Here is a 24,682-nt window from a genome sequence, read left to right as displayed (position 1 = left end):
AAATACGGATATTATGTTCACTAAAAATTTGTTAATAACATGGCGCGGCCTGTGGCGCAACAAAACCTACGCGGTTATTAACCTGATCGGTTTAAGTGCTGGTATTACAGCATGCCTGCTGGTAGCCGCTATTGTGCTGGACGAACTATCGTATGATAAGCAGTGGACGAAAGCCAACCGTATATACCGGGCCATATCAGTAAACAATCGTATAAATGGTAGCGACCGCTTTCCGCAGGTGTTTACAGGTCTTGGTCCTTCGTTGAAAAAGGACTTTCCGGAAGTTGAGGACTATTGCCGCATGTCGGTATATGGCGACCGCCTCAAAATAGGTAACAACAGCGATGGTGTTGCAGTGCAAACGCTATCAGCTGAGTCATCTGTGTGGAATTTTCTGGATTTTCAGATCACTGAGGGCAACCCTAAAAAGTTTGTACCAGGCTACGCAAACCTCGTAATAACCGAAAAGATAAAGCAACAGTATTTTAGAGGGCAAAATCCGGTCGGTAAAATATATTACAACATGCCTGAGTACGGCGATCCGCAGCCTTACCTGGTAACTGGTGTTATAAAGGCCTTGCCGGTTAACACCCATTTAAGGGCCGATGTGATTTTAATCGCAAGTTATCGCCCTAAGGATGATCTGCTTGCCAAAGAAGAGTACGGCACTTTCAGCACGCAATATTTGATGCTGAAGCCTGGTACTGATACCAAAAACTTCAGTAAAAAAATAAACGCTTGGTACGCTAAAGTAACCGCGCCCAATAAGCCTGGGTACAGCTTCCAACTGCAACCATTTGAGGATGTATACCTGCGCTCGGATTTTGCCGGGGTGCAAAGTGTGCAGGGCAGTATGCGCAATCTGTACATATTTATCGCGGTAGCCGCCCTGCTGCTATTAATAGCCTGCTTCAACTTCATGACGCTGACCACTTCGCGCGTGTTTAGCCGCATGCACGAAACCGGTGTGCGCAAAGTGCTTGGCGCGAGTAAACCGCAATTAATGTCAAGGTATCTGACCGAGTCGCTGGTGTTTTTCAGTATGGCCTTTGTGTTGGCAGGGCTACTTTCCAAACTGTTTATGCCGTATCTGGAAACTTATATAGGGCACCAGCTAGTGTTTAATTTATATGGTTTTGGGTTTGTATGGCTGGCTGTTATTGCTGTTTTAGGGATGAGTTTGCTAACAGGTTTATATCCCGCCTGGTACCTGTCACGGCCGGAGCCGATGGTGATATTACGCAGCCAGGCTACCACTGGTTTTAAGCTCAACTGGCTGAAAAAATCGCTGGTGGTGGGTCAGTTTGTAATATCAATAGGGATAATCATCGCCACGTTGGTAGTGCATTATCAGTTGAGCTATTTAGACAAGGCCGATGTGGGTTTCGATAAAAATAACCTGATTAAACTGAGCTTTAATAACTGGGGTAAAAATGCCGAAGTGTTTAAGCAGCAGTTAGAGGCGTTGCCTGGTGTTGAAACAGTGAGTATAGCTTCCTGGTACCCGGGAGCAGGCGCGGGCTATATGTCAACAGAAATTAATGTACCCGGCCAGAGCGGTAAAATACAAGCCAATTATATCCGTGGTGATGCAGACCTGCCTGCTGTACTAAAAGTAAAGTTAACTAATGGAAGACTGTTCGATCGCAACCTGCGTACCGACGTAGTTGACTTTGACTCTGTAATGCGGTCAGACGAAAAGCGCGCCGATGAATTAATGCACAGCAGGCCGGTTATTGTTACCGACTATACTGTCAGGCTGCTTAACCTGAAGCTTAACAATAGGGTAGCCAACGTAGAAGGGATACCGGTAGGTGTGATCAGTAATTTTCATAATGAATCGCTGCATTTTGGCATGAAGCCATGTATCATCCGTGCTGAAAAATTGACCGAGGGTTATATACTGATCCGTTTAAAAAATAATCACCCTGGTAACTCGCTTACTTCTATCAATACGCTGTTTAAGGCTACATATCCTGAAAAGCCTTTTTTATATGAGTGGATAAATGATGTAGTAAACGCCCAGTACCAAAACGAGGCTAAGCTTAAGCAATTGTTTTTCAGCTTTAGCATGCTCATTGTGTTCCTGGCCTGCTTGGGCCTGTTCGGGCTCATTACATTTACGGCGCAGCAGCGTGTGAAAGAGATAGGTATACGCAAGGTGCTCGGCGCTTCGGTAGCCAACGTAGCCGCCTTGCTATCTGCTGATTTTGTTAAGCTGGTATTACTGGCCATGTTGATCGCCACACCGCTGGCAGGCTATATCATGTCGAGATGGTTGCAGGATTTTGCCTTTCGTATCAATTTAAGCTGGTGGATGTTCGGCCTGGCCGGCGCTATCACCATGTTTATAGCGGTAATAACGGTAAGTACTAAGGCTATTAAGGCGGCTACTGCAAACCCGGTGAAAAGCTTGCGCAGCGAGTAACACACTGTATCGTAAGCGAACAGTGTATGTTGCGCATGCGAACAGCAGTTAGATAATTGCTGTTTTTAAGTCGCTTTAAATCAAGGCTTTGAAATTTTGGTACACGCTTTACTTACAGTAAGCGGGCTTGGTTAGCTCAACAACCTTAAAACTAATCATACAATTGATATGCTAAAAAATTACATAAAAACTGCCTGGCGTAACCTTTGGAAGGGTAGGGTATTCAATATCATGAACATCATCGGCCTATCAGTGGCTGTGGCTTGTTGTATTATGCTGTTCCTTACGGTGTATTATGAGTTTTCGTACGATAAATTCCATGCTAATCTCGATAAGATCCACCAGTTTTATTTCACAAAAAATGGGGCCGAAAAGGTGGAGAAAGCTACCTCAATGCCTGCGCCCCTAACCCCAGCGGTAAAGGCCGAATACCAGGATATAAAATATATTACCCGCATGAGCAACGGTGGTACTGTTGTGCGTTATGGTGATAAGCAGCTTGAAGAAAGCATCCACTTTGTTGATCCTGATTTTTTGAAGATGTTCACCTTCCCGGTTGTTAAGGGTAACACCGATGCGCCGCTGAAGGATCTGAATGACGTGGTGCTTACCGAATTTGCGGCAACAGCCATATTTGGCAAGACTGATCCTATTGGTAAAAGTGTTGAGCTGAACTACTCGGGCGAGCCTAAAACGTTTGTAGTGAGTGCCGTGGTTAAAGATTTTCCGCCTAACTCAAGCATAGGTTTTGACGTGTTGCTGCGGTTTGAAAATACGCCAACCTACCAGGCGAACATGAAGAGCTGGGATCATCATGATCATAGCGTTTTTGTGCAGCTAAATGATAATGTAGAGCCCGCCGCGTTTGAATCCCGCCTGCAAAACTTTGTTAAAAAAACGTTTAAAACCACCATTGCCGATATGAAGCGCGACGGTGCCCGTCCGGATGCGCAGGGTAACGTATATACCTTAAATCTTTTACCTTTTGCTGATAACCATTTTGATACTGAACTGGTAGGGCTTGAGGGTAACTCGGTAAGTAAAATATATGTTCTGGCCTTGTTGGCTATAGGCATTTTTATATTGGTTATAGCGTGTATCAACTTTGTTAACCTATCGGTAGCGCGTGCCTTTACCCGCGCCCGCGAGGTTGGCGTTCGTAAAACTCTGGGTGCAGGTAAGTGGCAATTGCTTACACAGTTTTGGGTAGAAACGCTGCTGGTGTGTTTGTTCGCGCTTGTGCTGGGTATCATCATGGCTAACTTTGCTTTGCCAGGCTTTAAGGCAACCTTCCGCAGCCAGGTATCTATGAGTATGCTTCTACAGCCAATTCAATTAGTAGTTATCATTGGTTTATTTGTGCTGATTACCATAATAGCAGGTTTATATCCGGCTTTGCTGATGATGCGTTACAAAACCGTTATGGTTTTAAAAGGCTCTGTAAACACGGTAAAGCCCGGCAAGGTGCGTAATATATTGCTGGTAACGCAGTTTTCGCTATCAACCCTGCTCATTGTTTGTACGCTGATTACTTGGCAGCAAATAAATTACTTTAAAAACAAACCTTTGGGTTATAGTAAGGACGAGGTGGTGAGCATCCCGGTAGGTAATTCTGTCAACGGTGCCCGCGCGTTAGAGTTGTTCCGCAACCAGTTAAACGGCCAGCCGGGCGTGGTAGCTATATCAGGCGCTTACGATAATATGGGTAACGGTAAAGATGGATCAACCCGTACCTCAATTATTGGCTTTACCTATAAGGGCCACGATGTACGCACCAATATACAAGGTGTATCATACGATTATGCTAAAACCATGGGCATACAAATGATTGATGGCCGCGATTTTTCTCGTGAGTTCGCCACCGATAGTAATGCCATCGTAGTCAATGAAAAAATGGCCGCGCAGCTTGGTCGAAAAAATGTAGTGGGTACCTATGTGGCAATGGATGAAAAACATCCCCAGCTTGTTGTAGGTGTAATGAAAAATTTTCACTTCCGCTCGTTGCGTACCGAAATAGAGCCGCTGACCCTGGTGCTGAGTGGCTACGAAATGAACTACATATTTGTGAAGGTAAGGCCGCAAAACCTGTCGCAAACCTTTAACATGATTGAGCAGAAATGGAAACAAACGTTCCCTAACGCGGAGTTCCAAGGCTCATGGATAAATGAAAATACCGAACGGCAGTATAAGGCTGAGCAGCGCCTGTCAACCATATTCATCAGCGGTGCTATTATCGCCATTATTATATCCTGCATCGGTTTGCTGGCTATATCATTCATGATCATGGTGCAGCGTACTAAGGAGATTGGCATCCGCAAAGTGCTGGGTGCCAATATAGCCGGGTTGGTTCTGTTACTGTCCCGCGATTTTCTGAAACTGGTATTACTGGCAGCCGTAATAGCCTTCCCGATAGCTTGGTGGCTGATGAACCAGTGGCTGCAGAGCTTTGTTTACCGTATTGATATTCAATGGTGGATATTTGCTTTGGCCGCTTTTATTGCCGTGTTCATTGCTTTTATAACGGTAAGCTTTCAATCCATCAAGGCGGCACTGGCCAACCCCGTACGCAGCCTGCGCAGCGAATAAGTAACCCCTAAACATTACATCATCATGCTGAAAAACTATTTTAAAACAGCCTGGCGCAACATCACGCGCAACAAGCTATTCTCGGCTATAAATATTACCGGCTTAAGCATAGGCCTGGGGTGTGTTATGCTCATCATCCTTTACGTGCAGGATGAGGTAAGCTTTGACCGCTTTAATGATAATGGCCGGCGTATATACCAGATAGTACACCACGGCCGCGGCCCCGAGGGCGATGAGCAAAAAGGCAGCATAACCGGCGCGGTGCATGCCGCCATGTTTAGGCAGGAGATACCCGAGATACAGGATATATGCCGCGTTAACAGCTCATCGGGCCTTGTAAAAAAAGGTACCGAAGTTATTAGCGAAAGGGGCATGTATGTTGATGACAGCTTTTTTAAAGTATTCACTTTCCCGTTGGTAGAAGGTAATTCGAGCACTGCTTTGGCCGGTCCAAACAATATCGTACTGGCCGAATCATTAGCAAAAAAATACTTTGGCAACGCCAATGCAGTAGGTAAAACCCTGCAAATAAACGTTGATGGTAAGTTTGAACCGTTCGTGGTTACGGGAGTGGCTAAACAACCGCCGCTTAATTCCACCATCAGATTTGATTATGTGATGAACATCACCCGCACCTTCCAAAAACAGGAGTGGAAAGCGAACGACTTGTTTACCACCTGGCTCAATTCATTCATACTGCTGCGCCCCGGCGCTGATCGGGCCGCGGTGGAAAAGAAGATGGAGCGTGTGTTTAACAGCTATGCCGGTAAATTGATGGCCGATATCAGGAAGCAGTATGGTAATAAGATCTACATTAAATATGTACTGCAGCCATATCTCAACATCCATTTAGACAAAGGCAATTACTACGCCGGTAATGGTTTAACGCCCAACAGCAAGTCGGACTACTCGTATATATTAGGCGGCATCGCGTTATTTATCCTGATAATTGCCTGCATTAACTTTGTTAACCTTACGCTTTCGCGCTCGCTGCGCCGCAGTAAGGAGATCGGCATCCGCAAGGTGAGCGGCAGCTCGCGCGGAATGCTCATTGGGCAGTTCATGGGCGAATCGCTCCTGCTGACATTGCTGGCCTTTACGCTGGCCCTGGCACTGGTTAGTATTTGTTTGCCCTTTTTTAATGAAGTGGCCGAGAAGCAGTTGCAGCTAAGCTATCTGTTCAATCCGCAAACTATATTGTTGTTTTTAGGGCTGATCGTTTTAAATGCTGTTTTATCGGGCTTTTACCCGGCACTGGTTTTATCGGGCTTTAACCCGGTAGAAACACTTTATGGTAAATTTAAGATAGCAGGGAACAATTACCTGGGTAAGGCATTGGTGGTGGTGCAGTTGAGCATCGCGGTACTGCTTGCTATAGGTACTATTATTATGCAAAAACAATTCAACTACATGTTGAATAAAGATCTGGGCTACAAGCCTGATAATATTGTAAATGTTTATATGCCGTTCAATAATAATCCGGGTACTAACATTTTCAAATCCGAGTTGAGCAAATATCCGTTCATAAAAGGCGTTACTGCTCAAAATACCGCGTTCGATGGATTTACGGGCAGGCAGTTCAAGGCTAATAATAAAGACTTGTTCAGTACCCAATTTTTTGATGTCGACAATAACTTTATTAACCTGATGCAAATGAAGCTGGTATCGGGCCGCAACTTCAGCAGCACAACAGACACGGTATCGTGCATCGTTAACGAATCCTTTGTGAAAGCCGCCGGATGGAAGGGGAGCCCGATAGGCGAAACGGTTACCTGGAACGATAAACCGCGTGAGGTAATCGGCGTGATTAAAGATTTCCATTCCGCATCGCTGCAAAGCACCATCGCGCCGCTATTGCTTGATCAGGGTATAAAAGATAATAACTATTATGTGCTGGTGGTAAAAATTGATCCGGCTAAAAAAGCCGAAGCCATACAAACCATACAGGCTACTTACAAGCGTATTGTGCCTGATCAGCCGTGTAACTATTCGTTTTTAACCGATATGCTGGCCGACCAGTATAAGAGCGAAAAGCGGTGGAAGTCAATCATTAGTACTGCATCCTTTATCTCTATCCTGATATCGTGCATGGGGCTGTTCGGCTTGGCCACACTGTCTATTGAGCAGCGGGTTAAGGAGATTGGTGTGCGCAAGGTATTAGGTGCAAGTTCGGCGGCTATAGTAAGGTTGTTGTCATTAAGTTACCTTAAACTGGTATTAATATCGCTTGTAATCGCTTCGCCAGCGGCCTGGTACCTGATGCACCGCTGGTTGCAGGACTTTCCATATCGTATTGAGATGAACGGCTGGACCATAGCGCTGGCAGCGGCCGGTTCCATATTGATCGTACTGTTTACCGTCGGGTCACAATCTATACGCGCATCCATGGCCAACCCGGTAAAAAGCTTACGTAACGAATAGTTTTTTATTTTAATAGTCATGCAATGCCCCGCCTAAAGCGGGGCATTTGTTTTAGGTGACCAAGGCAGATGAACTGTATCATAACCGTACGCTCCATGTTACATAAGCGAACAGGAATTTGCTGTTCGGTTTGTTTTAAGTTGTTGATATTTAGTTGTTTATTGTTTTGGTATGTTATTCATATATTAATGGCATAATCACAATTAAAAATACGATGCTATCACTACAACATATTTCAAAGTATTACCAAACAGGCGGCAACAAAACCTTTGTACTGAATGATCTGAGCCTGGATATCGATCAGGGCGAATTTGTATCGATCATGGGGCCTTCCGGCTCGGGTAAATCAACCCTGCTGAACATTATCGGTATGCTCGATGAGCCGACCAGTGGCTACCACTACTTCATGGATCAGCCCGTGCATCAGCTTAAGGAAAAACAACGCTCGGCATTATATAAGCAATATATCGGCTTTGTGTTCCAGGCCTACCACCTGATTGATGAGCTTACCGTTTTAGAGAATATTGAAACTCCGCTTATTTACCAAAATATAAAAGGCGCTGAGCGCAAAGCCCTGGTGGCCGATATGCTCGACCGGTTTAACATCGTAGGCAAAAAGGATCTGTTCCCGGCACAGCTATCAGGCGGACAGCAACAACTGGTGGGCATTGCCCGCGCGTTGATAGGCAAACCTAAACTGCTTTTGGCCGATGAGCCTACGGGTAATCTTAACTCAAAACAGGGTGAGGAGATCATGGAGCTGTTTAAAAAAATAAATAAGGAAGACGGCGTCACCATCATCCAGGTAACCCACTCCGAAAAAAATGCCGAATACGGCTCGCGCATCATCAACCTGTTGGATGGACGCATTGAATCAACAACCACCCTTTGATAGGATATTTTACATGCGATACTTTTTATTATATATAGTTACCTCACTGGTTTTAGTTACCGGCGTGGCCCAGGCGCAGCAGGCAGATTCTGTGTATAGCTTGCAGCAATGCCTGGATATAGCCATCCGCAATAACCTCGATGTCAAAAAGAGCGAGCTGGAAATGGAGCGCCAGCGTATTTACTGGAAACAAGCCCGCCTAAATCTGTTGCCAACCATTAATGGTAGTGTTGATCACTCCATCAACAACGGCCGTAGCCAGAATGCAGACCTTACCTATGTTAACGCGCAAATTACCAACGCGAATTATAACCTGAACAGTAATCTGGTACTGTTTGACGGCTTGGCCATGTTTAGCAGTATTAAACAAACCGCGCTTGCTTACCAGGCCGGGCAAATGGATTTTCAGGCGGCAAAGAATAGTATCAGCCTGAATGTTATAACCACCTATCTGGCTATGCTTAATAACGAGGATCAGGTAACGCAGGCCGAAACCCAGGTGCAGGTATCAAAGCAACAGGCAGACAGGCTGGAGATACTCAATCGTGATGGTAATGTTACCCCTGCAGAGTTTTACAACTTAAAGGGGCAGTTGGCAAATGATCAATTATCGCTCATTACGGCTAAAAATAACCTGATCGCCTCAAGGCTTAATTTGCTCGAGTTGATGAACATCCCTTACAACAAAAACATAAAGTTTGAACGCCTGAGCGCTGCTGAACTGCCGGCAGCCTACAAAACGGCCCAGGACGACGTATATAACACCGCCCTTAAAGATTTGGCACAGGTTAGGGCAACCGAGCTGCGGGTGCGAAGTTCAGAAAAAGCGGTTAAAGTGGCCAAAGGGCGTATATTCCCAACGCTGAGCCTTTATTCAGGGGTGTTTACCCAGTACTCAAGCGGGTCGGCAGGTAGTTATACCACGCAGTTCCGTAATAACTACAATACCTCGTTCGGCTTAAATTTATCAATCCCTTTTCTGAATGGCTTTAAGCGCAGGAATGATATAGCACTGGCTAAAATAAACCTGCAGGAATCGCAATATGTTGATTATACCACTAAGGTAAAGCTCAAGCAAAATGTTGAGCAGGCCTATGCTAATATGACTTTGGCGTTGGAACGGTATAAAATTCAGGCTGACCAGGTGGCGGCTTATGCCGAGGCTTTCCGCACTACCGAGATCAGGTTTAATGCCGGCGCAGTTACCTCGGTTGAATTTGTGATAGCCAAAGGTAACCTTGACCGCTCGCGTACAAACCTTATAGTTGCCCGTTATGATTATTTTATCCGTACTAAAATATTAGATTATTACCAAAACCGGCTTTCATTTAACTGATAGCTTTTGTCATCACAATAGTTTTATAGCCTTTGCCATTGTGGTAAAGGCTTTTTTGTGCCGGGTTTATTCCTTTTAATTGTAAAAATCGTAATTCGACCGTTTTGCCGAACTTTTTTTCCGCTAAATCAGTTTAAAGGGTTGCGTGCCTTTATTACGAGTGCACTTTTTGTTATATTAATAGCTAAACCAGCGGCTTGTATGAAAAAACTGTTACTCATCTTTTCGGCATTATTGTTAATAGTATCGGCCTGTAAAAAAGATCCGGCTGATTTTACCGGTTACGAGAATGTTATAGCATCCGTTGATAGCTATCAGCCCCTTTTAAAGGGTAGTTACTGGGTTTATGCCGCAACTTCAGCGTCATCAACGGACACCATTATAAAAACCATCAACGGCAATACAATCAATGTAAATGGTAATACCTATTACGAAGCAAGCGTGGTATCGGCAAGCAACGGAACGTCAAAAGAATACTATTATTCTGATGGGCATAGCTATTATACCCGCACCATAGACGCCCTGCTAAGCGACGAGCCGGTTAACTTTTACTACCTGGTTGATACCGCTAAAGATAATACCGGATGGAGCGGCCGGCTAACAAATAACGGCATGGTTGAGGGCAGGGAAGTGATACAGGTTGGCCTCATGAAAAATAATGACACTACCCGCAATGTGCTCGGTAAGGATTACAGCAAGGTGGTAAGCACGGGCGTTACCGTGTCGGCCAAGCTGGATGATGGCAGTTACGCGTCGTTATATACCTATAATCATTACATGGTTAAGGGCATTGGCACCATACAAACCGATATACAGCAGGGTAATCGCTTAATTGGCAGCATAAGTTTGGTGCGTTATTATATACCCGAACTCCCCGAAAACTAAAACAAAAAACCTTACGCCCGAATTTGTAATTTAGTGTCCGCAAAAAACGGATACGCTTAATTATGCTTCAAAAGCTAACCATAAACAATTACGCGCTGATTGACAACCTGGAGATCAGTTTCGATAAAGGGCTCAACATACTCACCGGCGAAACAGGGGCGGGTAAATCCATTATTCTGGGTGGACTGTCGCTTATATTAGGCCAACGTGCCGAGAGCCGTTACTTTTTTAATCAGCAAAAAAAATGCATCATCGAGGGCTTGTTCCGTGTAGATAATCTGGGTATAAAAGAGTTTTTGGCAGAAAATGATCTGGATTACGATGCCGAAACTGTGCTTCGCCGTGAAATATCGGCCGACGGCAAATCGCGCGCTTTTGTTAACGATACCCCGGTAAACCTGACTACCCTGAAACAATTAGGCGAAAAGCTCATTGATATACACTCCCAACATGCAACGCTCGAAATTAACGATCCTGACTTTCAGTTAATGGTGGTTGATGCCGTGGCTGGCAATACAGCGCAGCTGGAAACTTATCAGGCCAAGTTTAAACAATACCGCGCGGAAAATGCCCGGTTAAAACAGTTGATTGATGATAGCGAGAAAGCCAAGGCCGATTTAGACTATTACCAGTTTCAGTTTGATGAATTGGAAAAAGCCGGTTTGGCAGCCGACGAACAAGAACAGCTGGAGCAGGAACTCTATACCCTGAACAATGCCGAAGAAATAAAACGCAATCTGCTTGGAGCAAATTATTTATTGCAGAACGGCGAAGCTGCGGTATTGGCGCAACTGAAAGAGGCGGGACAGCAATTATCGGCTTTGGAAAAATTTAATCCGGAGATTGAGGATCTGCATGCACGCCTTAACAGTACAGTTATAGAACTGAAAGACATTGCCGCCGAAATTGAAAGCCTGGAGCAGCGCACCTTTACCAACGAGGCGCGTGCCGGCGAGGTGAACGACAGGCTGAGCGTGATGTATAACCTGCAAAAAAAGCACCGGGTAAACACCAATGCCGACTTGCTGCAACTGCAGGATGAACTATCTGCCAAAATAGAGCAGGCTATATCAAGCGATGATGCTATTGAGAAATTGCAGAAAGAAATTGCAGCGATAAAAAAGGATTTGGAGAAGCAGTCGGCCGGGCTTTCGGCCAAACGCAGTAAGGCTATTCCATCTATTGAAAAGCAAGTGATAGATACCCTGGCCGAAATGGGGATGGGGAGCTCGGTATTAAAAATTGAGCTGAACAAAGCTACTGATTTTACCAAAACAGGTACTGATACGGTACGTTTCCTGTTCTCGGCCAACAAAGGCCATGCGCCGGGAGAGATGAGCAAGGTAGCGTCGGGCGGCGAGCTATCGCGGGTAATGCTGAGCATTAAATCATTAGTAGCGCAGTATACCGCTTTGCCAAGTATTATTTTTGATGAGATAGATACGGGCGTATCCGGCGAGGTTGCCAACAAGGTGGGCCAGATTATGGAGCGCCTGGCCGCTAACCTTCAGGTGATCACCATTACGCACTTACCGCAAATAGCCAGCAAGGGTCAGCAACACTTTTTTGTGTATAAAGATCAGCAGGGCGACGTTACCTATAGCCGCATAAAGCCACTTGCCGAGCAGGAACGTGTACTGGAGATAGCCAAAATGCTAAGCGGCGACAAGCCCGGCGAAAGTGCACTGCAAAATGCAAGGGAATTGCTTTCTTTATAAGTCTTTATGAATTTGCAGTTTGCAGTGGGCAGTTTGCTTTTAGTTAGCAGTTTGCAGTTGTTTGGGTTAAAAGACAGCCGCCAACTGCCCACTGTAAACCGTCCACTGCCCATTGCGAACTCTCCCCTGCGAACTGCCCACCGCAAACTGCCAACTGAACACCGCCAACTGAAAAAATAATTATAACTTTACCCCGATTATAAAAAACTCATATAATGGCTTTTAATTTATTACAAGGTAAAAAAGGGATAATATTTGGTGCCCTTAACGAGCAATCAATAGCCTGGAAGGTAGCACAGCGCGCCGTACAGGAAGGTGCCGAAATAGTATTAAGCAATGCACCTATTGCCTTGCGCATGGGCGAGCTAAACAAATTGGCCGAGGAGTGCAACGCGCCGGTTATTGCAGCCGATGTTACCAGTAACCAGGACATTGAAAACCTGCTTACCAAAACACAGGAGCACTTTAACGGCGGCGTTGACTTTATACTGCACTCAATTGGTATGAGCGTTAACGTTCGTAAAAGCATCCCTTATCCTGAAAATAATTACGATTATACTTTTAAAGGTTTTGATATATCGGCCCTGAGCCTGCACCGTATTTTACAGCTTGCCATGAAGCAGGATGTAATAAACGAGTGGGGATCAGTAGTGGCATTGAGCTATATAGCTGCTCAGCGTTACTTCCCTGGGTATAATGATATGGCCGACAACAAAGCCGTATTAGAAAGCATTGCCCGTAACTTTGGTTACGAGTATGGCATGAAAAAGAAGGTGCGTGTTAATACCATCTCACAATCACCAACGCGTACTACCGCCGGTTCAGGTGTCAAAGGCTTTGACGGTTTTATTGAATTTGCCGAGAAAATGAGCCCGCTGGGCAATGCCGATGCGGATCAGTGTGCCGATTATGTAGTAACTCTTTTCTCTGACCTTACGCGCATGGTAACCATGCAAAACCTGTATCACGATGGTGGTTTTTCATACACCGGCGTAACACAGGCCGTAATTGATCAAATGGCTAAATAATCAGCTAAGCAATACTAACAAAAAAGGAGACAGCGATGTCTCCTTTTTTGTTGATCTACTTTTCCGTCGGCGGGCTGCCTCTAAAGGCGTCCAGCTTATCAATACGTTCCAGTTTTACAGGTTTGCCGGTGCGGGCCGATTCGTAGATAGCTTCCAATACCTTGTGGTCCTGCAAACCTTCTTCACCCGGCGTGTAAGGTGTTTTATTGTCCATTACGCATTCCGAAAAATGATCGATCTCCAGCGCGAACTGGTTCTTTTCACCTTTAGACGGATTTTGTTTCATTTCGATATCACCTTGTGTTTGCGATACTTCCATTTTTAAGCCATGGTAAGCAAAAGCCGGGTCGAGCCCGAACCAGCCGCCGTTATCAGCATAACACCGATAGTGCTTGGAGTCGTGCACGCCATAACTGCATAAGTTGTTTGCCACCGCCCCGCTCGGGAAAAACATCTGGAACATCACCGTTTCTTCCACCTCTTTAAAGCGTGGGTCATTCGGTGTGCTGTACATGCTGGCCAATACGGTGTGCGGTTCTTCGCCTAATAAAAAGCGGTTGGTATTGCTGCAGTATAAGCCAATATCAGGCAGCGAGCCGCCGCCAGCCAGTTTCTTGTCCAGGCGCCATTGTGGTGGCGCGCCGGAGTTTTGAACGTTGACAGAGTTGATCACCTTAACCTGTCCATATTTCTTGTCACGCGTCCATTGCATGGCCAGGCGGTTATGCGGTTCATACTGTATACGGTAGGCAATCATCAGCTTTTTGCCGGCCTTTTTGCAGGCATCTATCATCTCCTGCGCCTCGGCGGATGAGTTGGCCATAGGCTTTTCGCACAGTACATGCTTACCGGCCTTCGCCGCACGTATAGTATACTCTTTATGCATGGAGTTCGGCAGCACAATATATACCGCGTCTATCTCCGGGTTTTTACTTATGCTATCGTAATTCTGGTAGTTGTAAATATTTTTATCGGCAATACCATATTGAGCGGCTACCTTTTTTGCCTTATCGGGGCTGCCGCTTACCAGCGCCACTACCTTTGAATATTTGCATTCTGCAAAGGCGGGCAGCAATTCGCCAAGGGTTAGGTTGCCCAAACCAACCAGGGCATAGCCAACCCGTTTTGCAGGTGGTGAAATGGCCGGCCATTTATCTTGCTTTTCGCTTGGTGCGTGGATGGGCGGTAATTCAACCTTTATGGCGTCGCTGGTTTTTTTGCTGCCGGTACCTGTAGGTGTTTGTGCCTCGGCCTCGTTATTTAATGATGCGCCGATGATGCCTGAGGCTATAATGGTTTTACCGGCATTTCCAATAAACCGCCTGCGGTTATAGCCATGGTTATTGTCCGGTATGTTATTGTTACTCATAAATTACTATACTAATGGTTAATATTTTTTACTAAAAACCAATATTCCGCCGTTAAGTTTCAGTAATCTCGCGATTAAATTACCGCCCAAAAGCAATTATTGCTTAACTTCAACATAAAACCTGTCATATTTGTAATCATAATATTTCCACTACCTTAGTATATGCACTCATTTGATTTCAGCTTTGTAAAGGTTACCGTGTTTGATGTATTGGATGTGCTGTTGGTGGCCTTTATTATTTACCAGCTTTACAACCTGATACGGGGCACTATCGCAGCCAATATATTCATTGGTTTAGCCGTGGTATGCGCGCTGTACTTTGTAGTGCGCGCGCTGGATATGAAGCTGCTTACCGGCATCCTGGGCAACTTTATGAATGTGGGCATTATTGCTATTGTAGTGGTATTTCAGCAGGAGATAAGGCGCTTTTTGTTATTAGTGGGTAAAAACGCATCCTTACAGCGCAACCGGGCATGGTGGCAATATTTTTTTGGTAAGAGTACAGTTGAAAAGAATAACTACATCCGCATTAAGCCTATAATTGATGCCTGCAAAAGCATGAAGCAATCGCGCACCGGCGCGCTGATTGTGATTGTAAAGATATACGACGAGCAGTTTTACCAAAATAGCTGCGAGATGATGGATGCCCGCATATCTAAGCGTTTGCTGGAAAGTATATTTCAAAAACATAGTCCACTGCATGATGGTGCGGTGATCATCTCCGAGAACAAGATCAAATCAGCCAGCTGTATTTTGCCGCTGACAGAAAAAAGCGACCTGCCTGCACAGTTCGGCCTTCGCCACCGTGCAGGTATAGGCGTTACCGAAGCCAACGAGGCAACAGCGATCATCGTATCAGAGGAAACCGGCGAAATATCATACGCCAAACAAGGCCGTGTAAAAATGAACATCAGCTTTGCCGAGTTAGAGAAATTGTTGAACAAGGATTTTTAATCTTTTTGAAATGAAGATTTGGCTTTTATTCACGTTAGTTGCGCTTTACGGGTTTAAAGCCTCGGCTCAATGTGCTATCGATAAAAGTATCATAACCAACAACTCCTGGCGTACCACCGTGCACCATGCCCGGTATATAGGTAATGCGCCAAGTTATGTTTTTGCCGCTGGTGGCGATACTGCAGCAAATTGGAATGTTTTGCGTAAGCCCATCGATATCAAACAAATACCCGAAAAGGCATTGGTTTATAAGAAAAGGGTAGAGGACTCAATAATCAGCTATTCGGGAAAGGCGTTCTTTAACGATCTGAGATTTATAAGCGCTGAGGTAGTTTATCCTGATCGGGTTGAACACTTCAGGCAGCACGGTCGCCCGGATATTTTGCAAATGTATACAGCCACTTACTTATATACTTACAGGACGGAGGTAGATAGTCTGGCTTATGTGGATTTTGAGTTTCCGGTTAATGGGAATGGCGACCTGATGGATTGGCTGATTATCCCGCAAAAGGGAAAATACAGGCCAGTGATAAAAAAAGTTGACTATTGTAAACTTATAAAAGTAGCAGGCAATGCGGCGAATGATCTATTTCCGGTGGGAGAAATATCTTTTGAATATGATATGAACCTAAAAAACTTCAACTGGATTATTACGCATAAATCATCGGTTGTTCAAACTGAAAGCGGTAAATACAGCATTCGAAACGTGCGTGTTGACGCGGCAGATCTTGGTCAGGTAACTCCCGGTTTTACAACACAAGAGGTAATAGTGGACTACATAAAGTTAATTCCGAAAACTACGGAGTAATCTTCACCCTGCCCACGGTATCCGGATTAATGATTTGTACTTTTTTTACCGGCATATTATAACCTGTAATTTTATTGCCTTTACCTTGTACCGGCATTTTGCTGTTGTAGGGATGAATTTTTGATACCGGCATACGGCTGTATACTATAATATCATTATTGATCGGCCCGCTTTGTACAGCTACTATCTCATTTAGGTTTGATTTTACTCTGCTACTATCCGTTGGGAGTACATAGCTTTTGTTTTGATCAGACTTTTTAGGCTGAGCCGTAATAACTACCTGTTGCTGCGCACGTGCGTAACTGAAAGCGGCCGAAAAAAGGGCAATAAGAGCAATTTTCTTCATGATAACAATCCGGTTTGTAATAAAAAAGGGTCGCTTGTATTACTACAAGACAACCCTTTAGACTTAATGTTGCAAGTAAGGTTTAATTACTTGGCATCATTTATTGCTTTGATGGCATCATCAGCAGCTTTTACCGATGCATCATCTTTTAATTCGGTACGTTTGGTTTTAATACCGGTTATGGTAGTAATTACAAAAGGCGCAATGCCATATTTTTTGTATTTAACCCCCATGTTTTTTAGCACCTCAATACCTTGCTGTGCGTAAGCAGGGTTTTTAACGCGCCCGGCCAGGTCAGCAAACTCTTGGGCAGAGTCAAACTGAGCTTGTATGCCCATTTCTTTGTATTTGCCATACACGTAAGGCCATTCCGCATCGCCGCCGGCAATTGCATAGGTGCCCATAATAGCGGTAGCTAATGCGCCTTTGCTGTCATTCTCTAAAGATTTCGCTACTTTTAATGCCTCCGCCGGCTCAAGTTGTGCCAAAGCGTTTAATGATGCTCCCTGTACCGCGTACGATTGGCTTTGTACGCCATCGCGGAAAATCTTGATCATGCCTGATGCTTTTAATTTACCTAATACGGTGATAGCAGCAGCTTTAACATTATTATCCTTGTCGTTACGGGCAATATCCATCAGGATAGGTTGTGCTGCATTTCGTACATCGTCATTCGCCATATTGGCGGCGTCAATTGCTTTTATACGCAGGCCATAATACTTATCTTTTAAAGCGGCAATAATAATCTTTTGAGCATTTTTATCGCCTTGCGCAGGTATTGCCGCGGCAATAGCTTCACGACGGTCAACATATAAAGGCGCGTTAGCGTACTGGAATGCAAACTCCTCTAACGTTTTTTTATCTGTCTTTTTAGTCGGCACTACTTTATCACCGTCAACATTCACCAAATCAGGTTTTGATGCTACTTTAAAGGTTAAGGTATCTGCCTTATTACGCAGCCATACCTGATGGCGTTCTTTTTTACCGCCGGCGTATACATCAACCGCTATAGGTAAAATAAAGGCATCGCCGGTTTGGGTTTGGTTAACGTAAACGGTTTGGGTTTTGGTGCCCTCATCCCATTTGTAAGTAATATCAAGCACCGGGTGGCCGGCGTTGAAATACCACTCGTTAAAAAACCAGTTCAGGTCGCGGCCGCTGGCTTCTTCAAGGGCAAGGCGTAGTTGGTGCGCTTCGCCATTCTTAAAGGCGTTTGTTTTCAGGTAGATACTTAAGCCTTTGTAAAAAGCATCCTCGCCCAAATAGTTACGCAGGTAGTTTAATATAGTACCGCCTTTTTGGTAGGTAACCACATCAAATACATCCTCTTTATCATGATAATGAAAGCGTACCAGGTTTTTGTTTTTAGCGTCGGCACTACGCAGGTAGCTTTGCAGGTCGTCATAAATATGCGCGCCGCCTTCGTCTTTGCCGTATTTATACTCGGCCCACATGGTTTCGCTAAAGTCGGCAAATGATTCGTTCACCGTAAGGTTGCTCCAGCTTTCGGCGGTAACATAATCACCAAACCATTGGTGAAACAACTCGTGTACTATAGTGCTGCGGCCACCATCGTAACCGGCATCCATCAGCTCACGCGGAGTGCCTTGTACATATTCGCCGTGCAGGGTAGCGCTGGTGTTCTCCATGGCGCCGCTCACGTAATCACGCACTACAATCTGCGCGTATTTGTTCCAGGGATAATCAACGCCTAATTTTTTGGAGAAGAACTCCATAGTCTCCGGCGTAAAGCCGAAAATCTCCTTAGCGTAAGGCGCGTACTTTGGTTCCAGGTAATAGTTAACCTCCTTGTCGCGCCATTTATCTTTATAAATCTTGAAATCGCCCACAGCCATCATAAACAGGTATGGCGAGTGCGGCAACTCCATCTTCCATGTATCCGTACGGGTGCCGTCTGTATTAGTTTTTTGCGCGGCTAAACGGCCGTTTGATAGGGTAACGTACTTGGCAGGTACCGTCATGCTGATCTCCTGGGTGGTTTTTTGATTCGGCTTGTCAATAGTAGGGAACCATGCTGATGATGATTCCGTTTCGCCTTGCGTCCATATCTGGGTTGGCTTATCCTTCTCCGTGCCGTCAGGGTTAATAAAATATAAACCTTTAGCATCGCTTATGGCGGCGCTGCCCTGGGCTTTCAGTTCATCAGGCTTTGCTGTATAATCAAGGTATACAATATAGGTTTCGTTGTTACCATAAACTTTATCCAATTTAATGGCCAGCGACAGGCTATCATAAGTAAATTTAAGCGGCACATTTTTGCCGTTTTTAACAACCGAAATATTTTTGATGTCCATCCCTTTAGCATCCAGTCGCAGGCTGTCGGTAGGGTAAAAGTGTGGTTTCAGGGTAATCCACTCCTTGCCGTACAGGTAACGTTTTTTGTAATCAAACCGCACGTCGAGCTTGGTGTGCACCAGGTCGTTAATTTTAGTAACGGTTTCGCGGTAGATCTTTAATTTAGGATCGTCGGCCGGTTTTTGCTGAGCCACAGCCGGTACAATGCAGGCAGCCATTAGGAGGGCTTCTGCAATCAGCATTTTTTTCATGTTAATGAGGTTGTTAAAACGCAAATTTAAAATATTAATAAAGCCCTGCAATCTTTACATAATTAAAGTCGGGCTAAAATTACTCCGGTTAAGATGCTGCAAATAGCCAAAATGTTACACGTAAAATAGTCTGTTTGGCTATATTTACCACTAAGTTTAGCTAACCAATTAATATACAATACTAGGCGTATTGTATATTTAATTTTCTATCAACCAATATATGAAAACAAACCGCAAAATACTGCCGCTTATTATTGCAGCAATCATGCTGGCCGGAGCATCATCAGCACAAACAAAAAAAGGTTACACCAGCCTGTTTGATGGCAAAACCCTTAAAGGCTGGAAGCGCCTTGCCGGCACTGCCGATTACAAGGTGGTTGACGGCGCTATACAAGGTACAACCGTTACCGGCAGTGGCAACACGTTTTTGGTTACTGAAAAGGAGTATGGCGATTTTGTACTGGAACTGGATGCTAAGTTAGAGAATGCCATCAGTAATTCGGGCGTACAAACCCGCAGCCACTTTGATGCCGCGGCCAACAACGGTAAGGGTAAGGTTTATGGCCGCCAGTGCGAGTTTGACCCATCGCCAAGGGCATGGGCAGGTGGTGTTTATGATGAGGGCAGGCGCGACTGGCTGTACCCGATGGATTTGAACGCTAAAGCGAAAGGAGCTTTTAAAGTTGGCGAGTACAACCATATTAAAATAGAATGTATTGGTAACCAGATGAAAACCTGGATCAACGGCGTGCCGATGGCTTATGTTATTGATACCGTAGATGCCAAAGGTTTTATTGGCCTGCAAGTACACGCGGTAAGTAAACCTGAAGAGGCTGACAAGAGAATATGGTTTAAAAACATCCAGATAAAAACAAAGGGTTTAAAGCCCGAGCCTTTTAATAAAGATGTTTATGTGGTAAACCTTACGCCGAATAGCCTGTCGGCATTTGAAAAGCAAAGCGGCTGGCAGCTGTTGTTTGATGGTAAAACCAGTACCGGCTGGCACAGTGCCCGCAGTGATAAATTTCCGGCAAAGGGCTGGAACATCAGTAACGGACTAATCAGCGTGGAGCCATCAAACGGGGCAGAATCAACTAATGGTGGTGATATTGTAAGCGATGGGCAATACAAGGCCTTTGACCTTTCTTTCGAGTTCAGGCTTACCGAAGGCGCTAACAGCGGGGTGAAGTATTTTGTTACGCTTGGCGAAAAAACACAAGGCTCGGCTATCGGCCTGGAGTACCAGGTGCTGGATGATGTGCGCCACCCGGATGCTAAATTAGGGCGCGACGGTAACCGCACGCTGGCATCGTTATATGATTTGATTACAGCCAAAAAGCAGCCACGGTTTACACACGCCATCGGCCAGTGGAATATTGGCAGGGTAGTGGTTTACCCTAACAACCATGTGGAGCATTACCTGAATGGTGTTAAGGTGCTGGAGTATGATCGTGGCTCAAAGGAATTTAAAGACCTGGTAGCCATCAGTAAATACAAAGTATGGCCAAACTTTGGCGAAGCGCCGGAGGGGCACATCCTGCTACAGGATCATGGCAATTCAGTAAGCTTCCGCAATATTAAATTGCGCAACCTGTAACGGTAACCTCCATAAAGTGATTGTTAGTTTATTAAAAGCTAACAATCACTTTACTTTCATAATATAGCTTAGCCAATTGTTATGAAGTATTCTGCCCTAAAACGTTCGGCGCTTGTTTCAGTTGTTTCGTTACTGATTGCCGTAACTTCTTTTGCTCAAAACGTGGCTATTAACAAAGCGCATAGCCATAATGATTATAAGCAGAATATCCCTTTTTTGCAGGCGTACTATGCCCAGGCCGGTTCTATAGAGGCAGATGTTTTCTACCTGAACAACAAATTATATGTTGCGCACGAACGCAAGGAGATTGAAGAGAGCCGCACACTTACTCAACTTTACTTAAAGCCGCTTGCCGCACTGTTCCGAAAAAACGGCGGTCGCCCTTATGCTGATTCAGCCCTGCACCTACAGTTGGTGGTTGATATCAAGGAAGATAAAGCGCATGTAATACCGGCGTTAATCAAAGAACTCGAGCCTTTTAAGGATATTTTTCAGGGAGGTAAGAATACTGTAAAGATCGTGTTGAGTGGCGACATGCCTGCGCCGGCAGCGTTTGATCAATTCCCGGCTTATATTTACTTTGACGGTAGGCCTAATATTAGTTATACCGATGCGCAGCTAAAACATGTGGCCATGATAAGCGACGACTTAGGCAACTATACACAATGGAATGGCAAAGGCGTTTTGATCGGGCCTGATTCACTCAAACTTGCTACGCTGATTAATAATGCCCACAGCAAAGGCAAACCTTTCCGCTTTTGGGCAACGCAGGATAGCCCTAACACCTGGATTCAACTACAAAAACTTGGTGCGGATTGGATCAACACTGATCATTCGCAGCAATTGCATGATTTTTTGGCCAATCGTTACAAACTGGAATTTATTAACCCAAAACCTCACCCAATATACACGCCAACATATAAAACCGATGGGTTGAAAAAGCCGGTAAAAAATATCATCCTGCTTATTGGTGATGGTATGGGGCTGGCGCAAATTCAGGCCGGGCTCACAGCAAACCACGGGCAGTTAAATCTTCTGCAATGCCGTTTTAGTGGATTTTCGCAAACGCGAGCAGCTAATTCTGATAATACCGACTCCGCGGCGGGTGCAACAGCCATGGCAACCGGCCACAAAACCAATAACCGTTATATCAGCATCGATCCGGCAGGAGCACAACTGACGCGTATACCTGATACGCTGGCCACCAAAAAGATAAAAAGCGGCATTATCAGCTGTGCAGATATTACCGATGCTACCCCAGCTGCCTTCTACGCGCACAATACCGAGCGTACTAATTCTACCGCCATAGCTGCCGATTTACTGACGAGTAATGTTGATGTACTGATAGGATCAAACCAAAAGAGTTTTTTCAATAACCCGGATGCCGGGTTGATGCAAAAGCTGAAAGCTAAAGGATATACCGTTGATACTACGCTTACGGCATTGCAGCAGCAAAAGCAAGGCAAACAACTGGTGCTGTTAAGCGATGCTGCAACCCACCCTGTAATAAAGGGCCGTGGCGATATGCTGGCGCAATCGCTTAAGGAAACCATCAGGCTGCTATCAACCAATAAAAACGGCTTTTTTATTATGGCCGAGGGCGCGCAGATAGATCATGGCGGCCATGCTAATGATCTGCCTTTTCTGATTACCGAAATGCTCGACTTTGACCGTACCGTTGGCGAGGCACTTAAATTTGGCGATCAAAACGGCGAAACACTGGTGATAATAACTGCCGATCATGAAACCGGTGGACTCAGCTTGCTGGATGCTTCAACCGCTGAGGGCAGGGTGCTGGGCAGCTTTAGTACTAATGACCACACCAGTGTCAACGTACCGGTGTTTGCCTACGGACCAAATGCAAATGAATTTATCGGGACATATCAAAACACCGAAATATTTAATAAAATAGTGAGGCTGTTGCTTGCCCCTGGCAGATAAATAACAAACGGAGTTGCCGTATATAAGCAACTCCGTTTGTTTTATAGATAGATGGCGAATGGTTATTTAATATTATAGCTCATCAGCTCTGTTTTAGCAGAGATGTTACCGTTTACACCACCGTAAGTAGCAATCATACCAATGCCTTTGGCAATGTAAAAATCCATTTGTGCTACTGTTACCCAATTGTTATTAATCTTAAAGCCGGTTTCAACTATGGTATGTATCACGTTGTTGTAGCTTTTGCCTAAAACCGTTTTTGTAATGCTTTTTTCCTTAATGGTGGTTTTCAGGCGTGCCTCTATGTCACCGTCCTCGTCATCGATAGTAAACAGCGTTTCCCAACTTTCATTAACGGCCTTTGATTCGTTCAGGTAAGCAAATTCCAGATCCTTGCCTGCAAGTTCATCACTAATAATGGTGCTGTACACATTGTTGTTCAGGCCAAGGTAAGTTTCTTCAGTGCCTTCATCATCCACAGATTTAGCTACGTAATACTTTTTGTTGTTGATGGTTTTGGTTTGGGCGGTCATGGTGTTAACGCTCGTGTCAACCAATGGAGCGCCTTCGCCAAGGTCTATTTCAGTACGGTATTTCCATTCTGACCCGGCGGTGAAGGGCTGGTAGGTGTTTGAGCCGCCACCGGGATTATTGTCGTCGTTATCTTTTTTGCATGATGCTAATAATAGAGCGCTTATAGCTAAAAGGGTATAGAGAGTTTTTTTCATTGTGATTGAATTTAAATTGCCCATACAGGCTGTTATTATTTGATAAATGTTTTTGGTTTACCACATTAGTTGCAGGGTACCTCTGCAGCATAGTGGCCGTTTTGAAAGACCTTGACGGATATTTATTGGGGAACGTTACAGCTGTGTAACAAAAATATTATACAAATTTTTGCTTAGTGTAAAGTGGTTCGCCGGCATGTAACGTGCGTGTGGTACAATATTACGACAGGTTTTTTTTGACCGATCAAACATTAGCTTAGTGTATTGAATTGTGGCGAAAAAAATCTGCAAAAAAAAGCGGAACGATGTGACTTTCGTTCCGCTTTGTTAAATAAGCCGGTTTAAATTATTTGCCTGGCGTATAGCTTACCAGCTCCATTTTATCAATTTCCATATCAAAAGCGGATGCTGTGGCATAAATAATACCTATACCTTTGGCGAGGTAAATGTCATTCGCACTGTAGGATACCCAATCATTACCAAAGTTTACCTCAAGCTTTATGCGGGTATGCACAACATCATCATAAACTTTGCCGCGCACGGTTTTGCTTATGCCTTTTTCGAGCAGCTCGACATTAAAGCGCGCGTTAACAGTTTGGCCTTCGCTTACATAGGTAAATGTTTGCAGATAGCTTTCACCAATATTTTTACGGTCGTTATAAATTGGCATAATGGAGTTTAGTCCTATTGCAGCAATCTCAACTTGTTGAGCGTAAATGCCGTTATTGTAACCAATATATCCGCTAACAGTGCTTGTGGAACTGGTGGTTGTTCCCTCGTAATAAACCAGACCGTCTATTTTTTTTGATTTGCCGTTTAATGTGGTAGTACGGGTATCTTCCGTAACAAAGTCACCAATGCCGGCTGTAGCGTGATATACCCATTTTGCGCCTGCACCAAAAGGTTGATAGGCTGCATTAACAGCTCCGCCGGGTATGTTTCCGGTGTTTGGCGTGTCCGGAAAATCATCAACACCTTTTTTGCAGGCCGTGAAAGTGATTGCTAACGCGATAAGGAAAAAGTAAGCTTTTTTCATGTATGTGCTAAAGTTGTCGCTAACATACAAAAATCGGTTAAT

17 protein-coding genes are annotated in these 24,682 nt (G+C 44.8%); 12 read left to right on the top strand and 5 right to left on the bottom strand.

The features are described 5' to 3' along the window. Positions 1-13: 13 nt before the first annotated feature. From LT679_RS18430 to LT679_RS18395, 8 genes are all read left to right on the top strand, one after another. Complete coding sequence (locus LT679_RS18430; RefSeq protein WP_232179158.1) at positions 14-2,428, top strand: ABC transporter permease; 2,415 nt, start codon at positions 14-16, stop codon at positions 2,426-2,428. 168 nt (positions 2,429-2,596) lie between these two features. After that, positions 2,597-5,014, top strand: a complete 2,418-nt coding sequence (locus LT679_RS18425; RefSeq protein WP_232179157.1) for an ABC transporter permease — start codon at positions 2,597-2,599, stop codon at positions 5,012-5,014. Positions 5,015-5,038: 24 nt separating this feature from the next. Continuing rightward, positions 5,039-7,435 (top strand): ABC transporter permease, encoded by a 2,397-nt coding sequence (locus tag LT679_RS18420; protein ID WP_232179156.1) that lies wholly within the window; start codon positions 5,039-5,041, stop codon positions 7,433-7,435. A gap of 214 nt (positions 7,436-7,649) precedes the next feature. Then, a complete protein-coding gene (locus tag LT679_RS18415; RefSeq protein WP_232179155.1) occupies positions 7,650-8,327 on the top strand; it encodes an ABC transporter ATP-binding protein in 678 nt (225 codons plus the stop codon). Positions 8,328-8,340: 13 nt separating this feature from the next. Beyond that, on the top strand, positions 8,341-9,663 hold the full coding sequence (locus LT679_RS18410) for a TolC family protein (protein ID WP_232179154.1): 1,323 nt from the start codon (positions 8,341-8,343) through the stop codon (positions 9,661-9,663). A 201-nt stretch (positions 9,664-9,864) separates the two neighbouring features. Further along, on the top strand, positions 9,865-10,548 hold the full coding sequence (locus LT679_RS18405; RefSeq protein ID WP_232179153.1) for a hypothetical protein: 684 nt from the start codon (positions 9,865-9,867) through the stop codon (positions 10,546-10,548). Positions 10,549-10,610: 62 nt separating this feature from the next. Next, the gene (recN, locus tag LT679_RS18400; protein WP_232179152.1) at positions 10,611-12,266 is read left to right on the top strand and encodes a DNA repair protein RecN; all 1,656 of its coding nucleotides are present in this window, start codon (positions 10,611-10,613) and stop codon (positions 12,264-12,266) included. A 215-nt stretch (positions 12,267-12,481) separates the two neighbouring features. Further along, positions 12,482-13,294: an enoyl-ACP reductase FabI gene (locus LT679_RS18395; RefSeq protein ID WP_232179151.1), complete on the top strand. Its 813-nt coding sequence runs from the start codon at positions 12,482-12,484 to the stop codon at positions 13,292-13,294. 55 nt (positions 13,295-13,349) lie between these two features. Here the strand turns inward: LT679_RS18395 and LT679_RS18390 are convergent, their stop codons facing one another. Next, positions 13,350-14,663 (bottom strand): Gfo/Idh/MocA family protein, encoded by a 1,314-nt coding sequence (locus LT679_RS18390; RefSeq protein WP_232179150.1) that lies wholly within the window; start codon positions 14,661-14,663, stop codon positions 13,350-13,352. A gap of 162 nt (positions 14,664-14,825) precedes the next feature. Between LT679_RS18390 and cdaA the strand changes: the two genes are divergently transcribed. Both cdaA and LT679_RS18380 read left to right on the top strand, forming a co-directional pair. Then, positions 14,826-15,617, top strand: a complete 792-nt coding sequence (gene cdaA / locus LT679_RS18385; protein WP_232179149.1) for a diadenylate cyclase CdaA — start codon at positions 14,826-14,828, stop codon at positions 15,615-15,617. A gap of 10 nt (positions 15,618-15,627) precedes the next feature. Then, a complete protein-coding gene (locus tag LT679_RS18380) occupies positions 15,628-16,425 on the top strand; it encodes a hypothetical protein (RefSeq protein WP_232179148.1) in 798 nt (265 codons plus the stop codon). Here the strand turns inward: LT679_RS18380 and LT679_RS18375 are convergent. After that, the gene (locus tag LT679_RS18375) at positions 16,415-16,771 is read right to left on the bottom strand and encodes a hypothetical protein (protein WP_232179147.1); all 357 of its coding nucleotides are present in this window, start codon (positions 16,769-16,771) and stop codon (positions 16,415-16,417) included. The two genes, LT679_RS18380 and LT679_RS18375, sit on opposite strands and share 11 nt — an antisense overlap. Before the next feature lie 86 nt (positions 16,772-16,857). Continuing rightward, complete coding sequence (locus LT679_RS18370) at positions 16,858-19,338, bottom strand: M1 family metallopeptidase (RefSeq protein ID WP_232179146.1); 2,481 nt, start codon at positions 19,336-19,338, stop codon at positions 16,858-16,860. 220 nt (positions 19,339-19,558) lie between these two features. Here LT679_RS18370 and LT679_RS18365 point away from each other — a divergent pair, with 220 nt between their 5' ends. Beyond that, on the top strand, positions 19,559-20,935 hold the full coding sequence (locus tag LT679_RS18365; protein WP_232179145.1) for a 3-keto-disaccharide hydrolase: 1,377 nt from the start codon (positions 19,559-19,561) through the stop codon (positions 20,933-20,935). An 81-nt stretch (positions 20,936-21,016) separates the two neighbouring features. Continuing rightward, complete coding sequence (locus tag LT679_RS18360; RefSeq protein WP_232179144.1) at positions 21,017-22,876, top strand: alkaline phosphatase; 1,860 nt, start codon at positions 21,017-21,019, stop codon at positions 22,874-22,876. A 62-nt stretch (positions 22,877-22,938) separates the two neighbouring features. Here the strand turns inward: LT679_RS18360 and LT679_RS18355 are convergent, their stop codons facing one another. Both LT679_RS18355 and LT679_RS18350 read right to left on the bottom strand, forming a co-directional pair. Then, on the bottom strand, positions 22,939-23,604 hold the full coding sequence (locus LT679_RS18355) for a hypothetical protein (RefSeq protein WP_232179143.1): 666 nt from the start codon (positions 23,602-23,604) through the stop codon (positions 22,939-22,941). A gap of 346 nt (positions 23,605-23,950) precedes the next feature. Further along, the coding region (locus LT679_RS18350; protein WP_232179142.1) for a hypothetical protein at positions 23,951-24,682 on the bottom strand (732 nt) is incomplete at its 5' end.

The sequence above is a fragment of the Mucilaginibacter roseus genome, from assembly GCF_021215455.1.
In the GTDB taxonomy this organism is placed as follows: domain Bacteria; phylum Bacteroidota; class Bacteroidia; order Sphingobacteriales; family Sphingobacteriaceae; genus Mucilaginibacter; species Mucilaginibacter roseus.
This window is presented reverse-complemented; position numbering and strand designations above follow the sequence as displayed.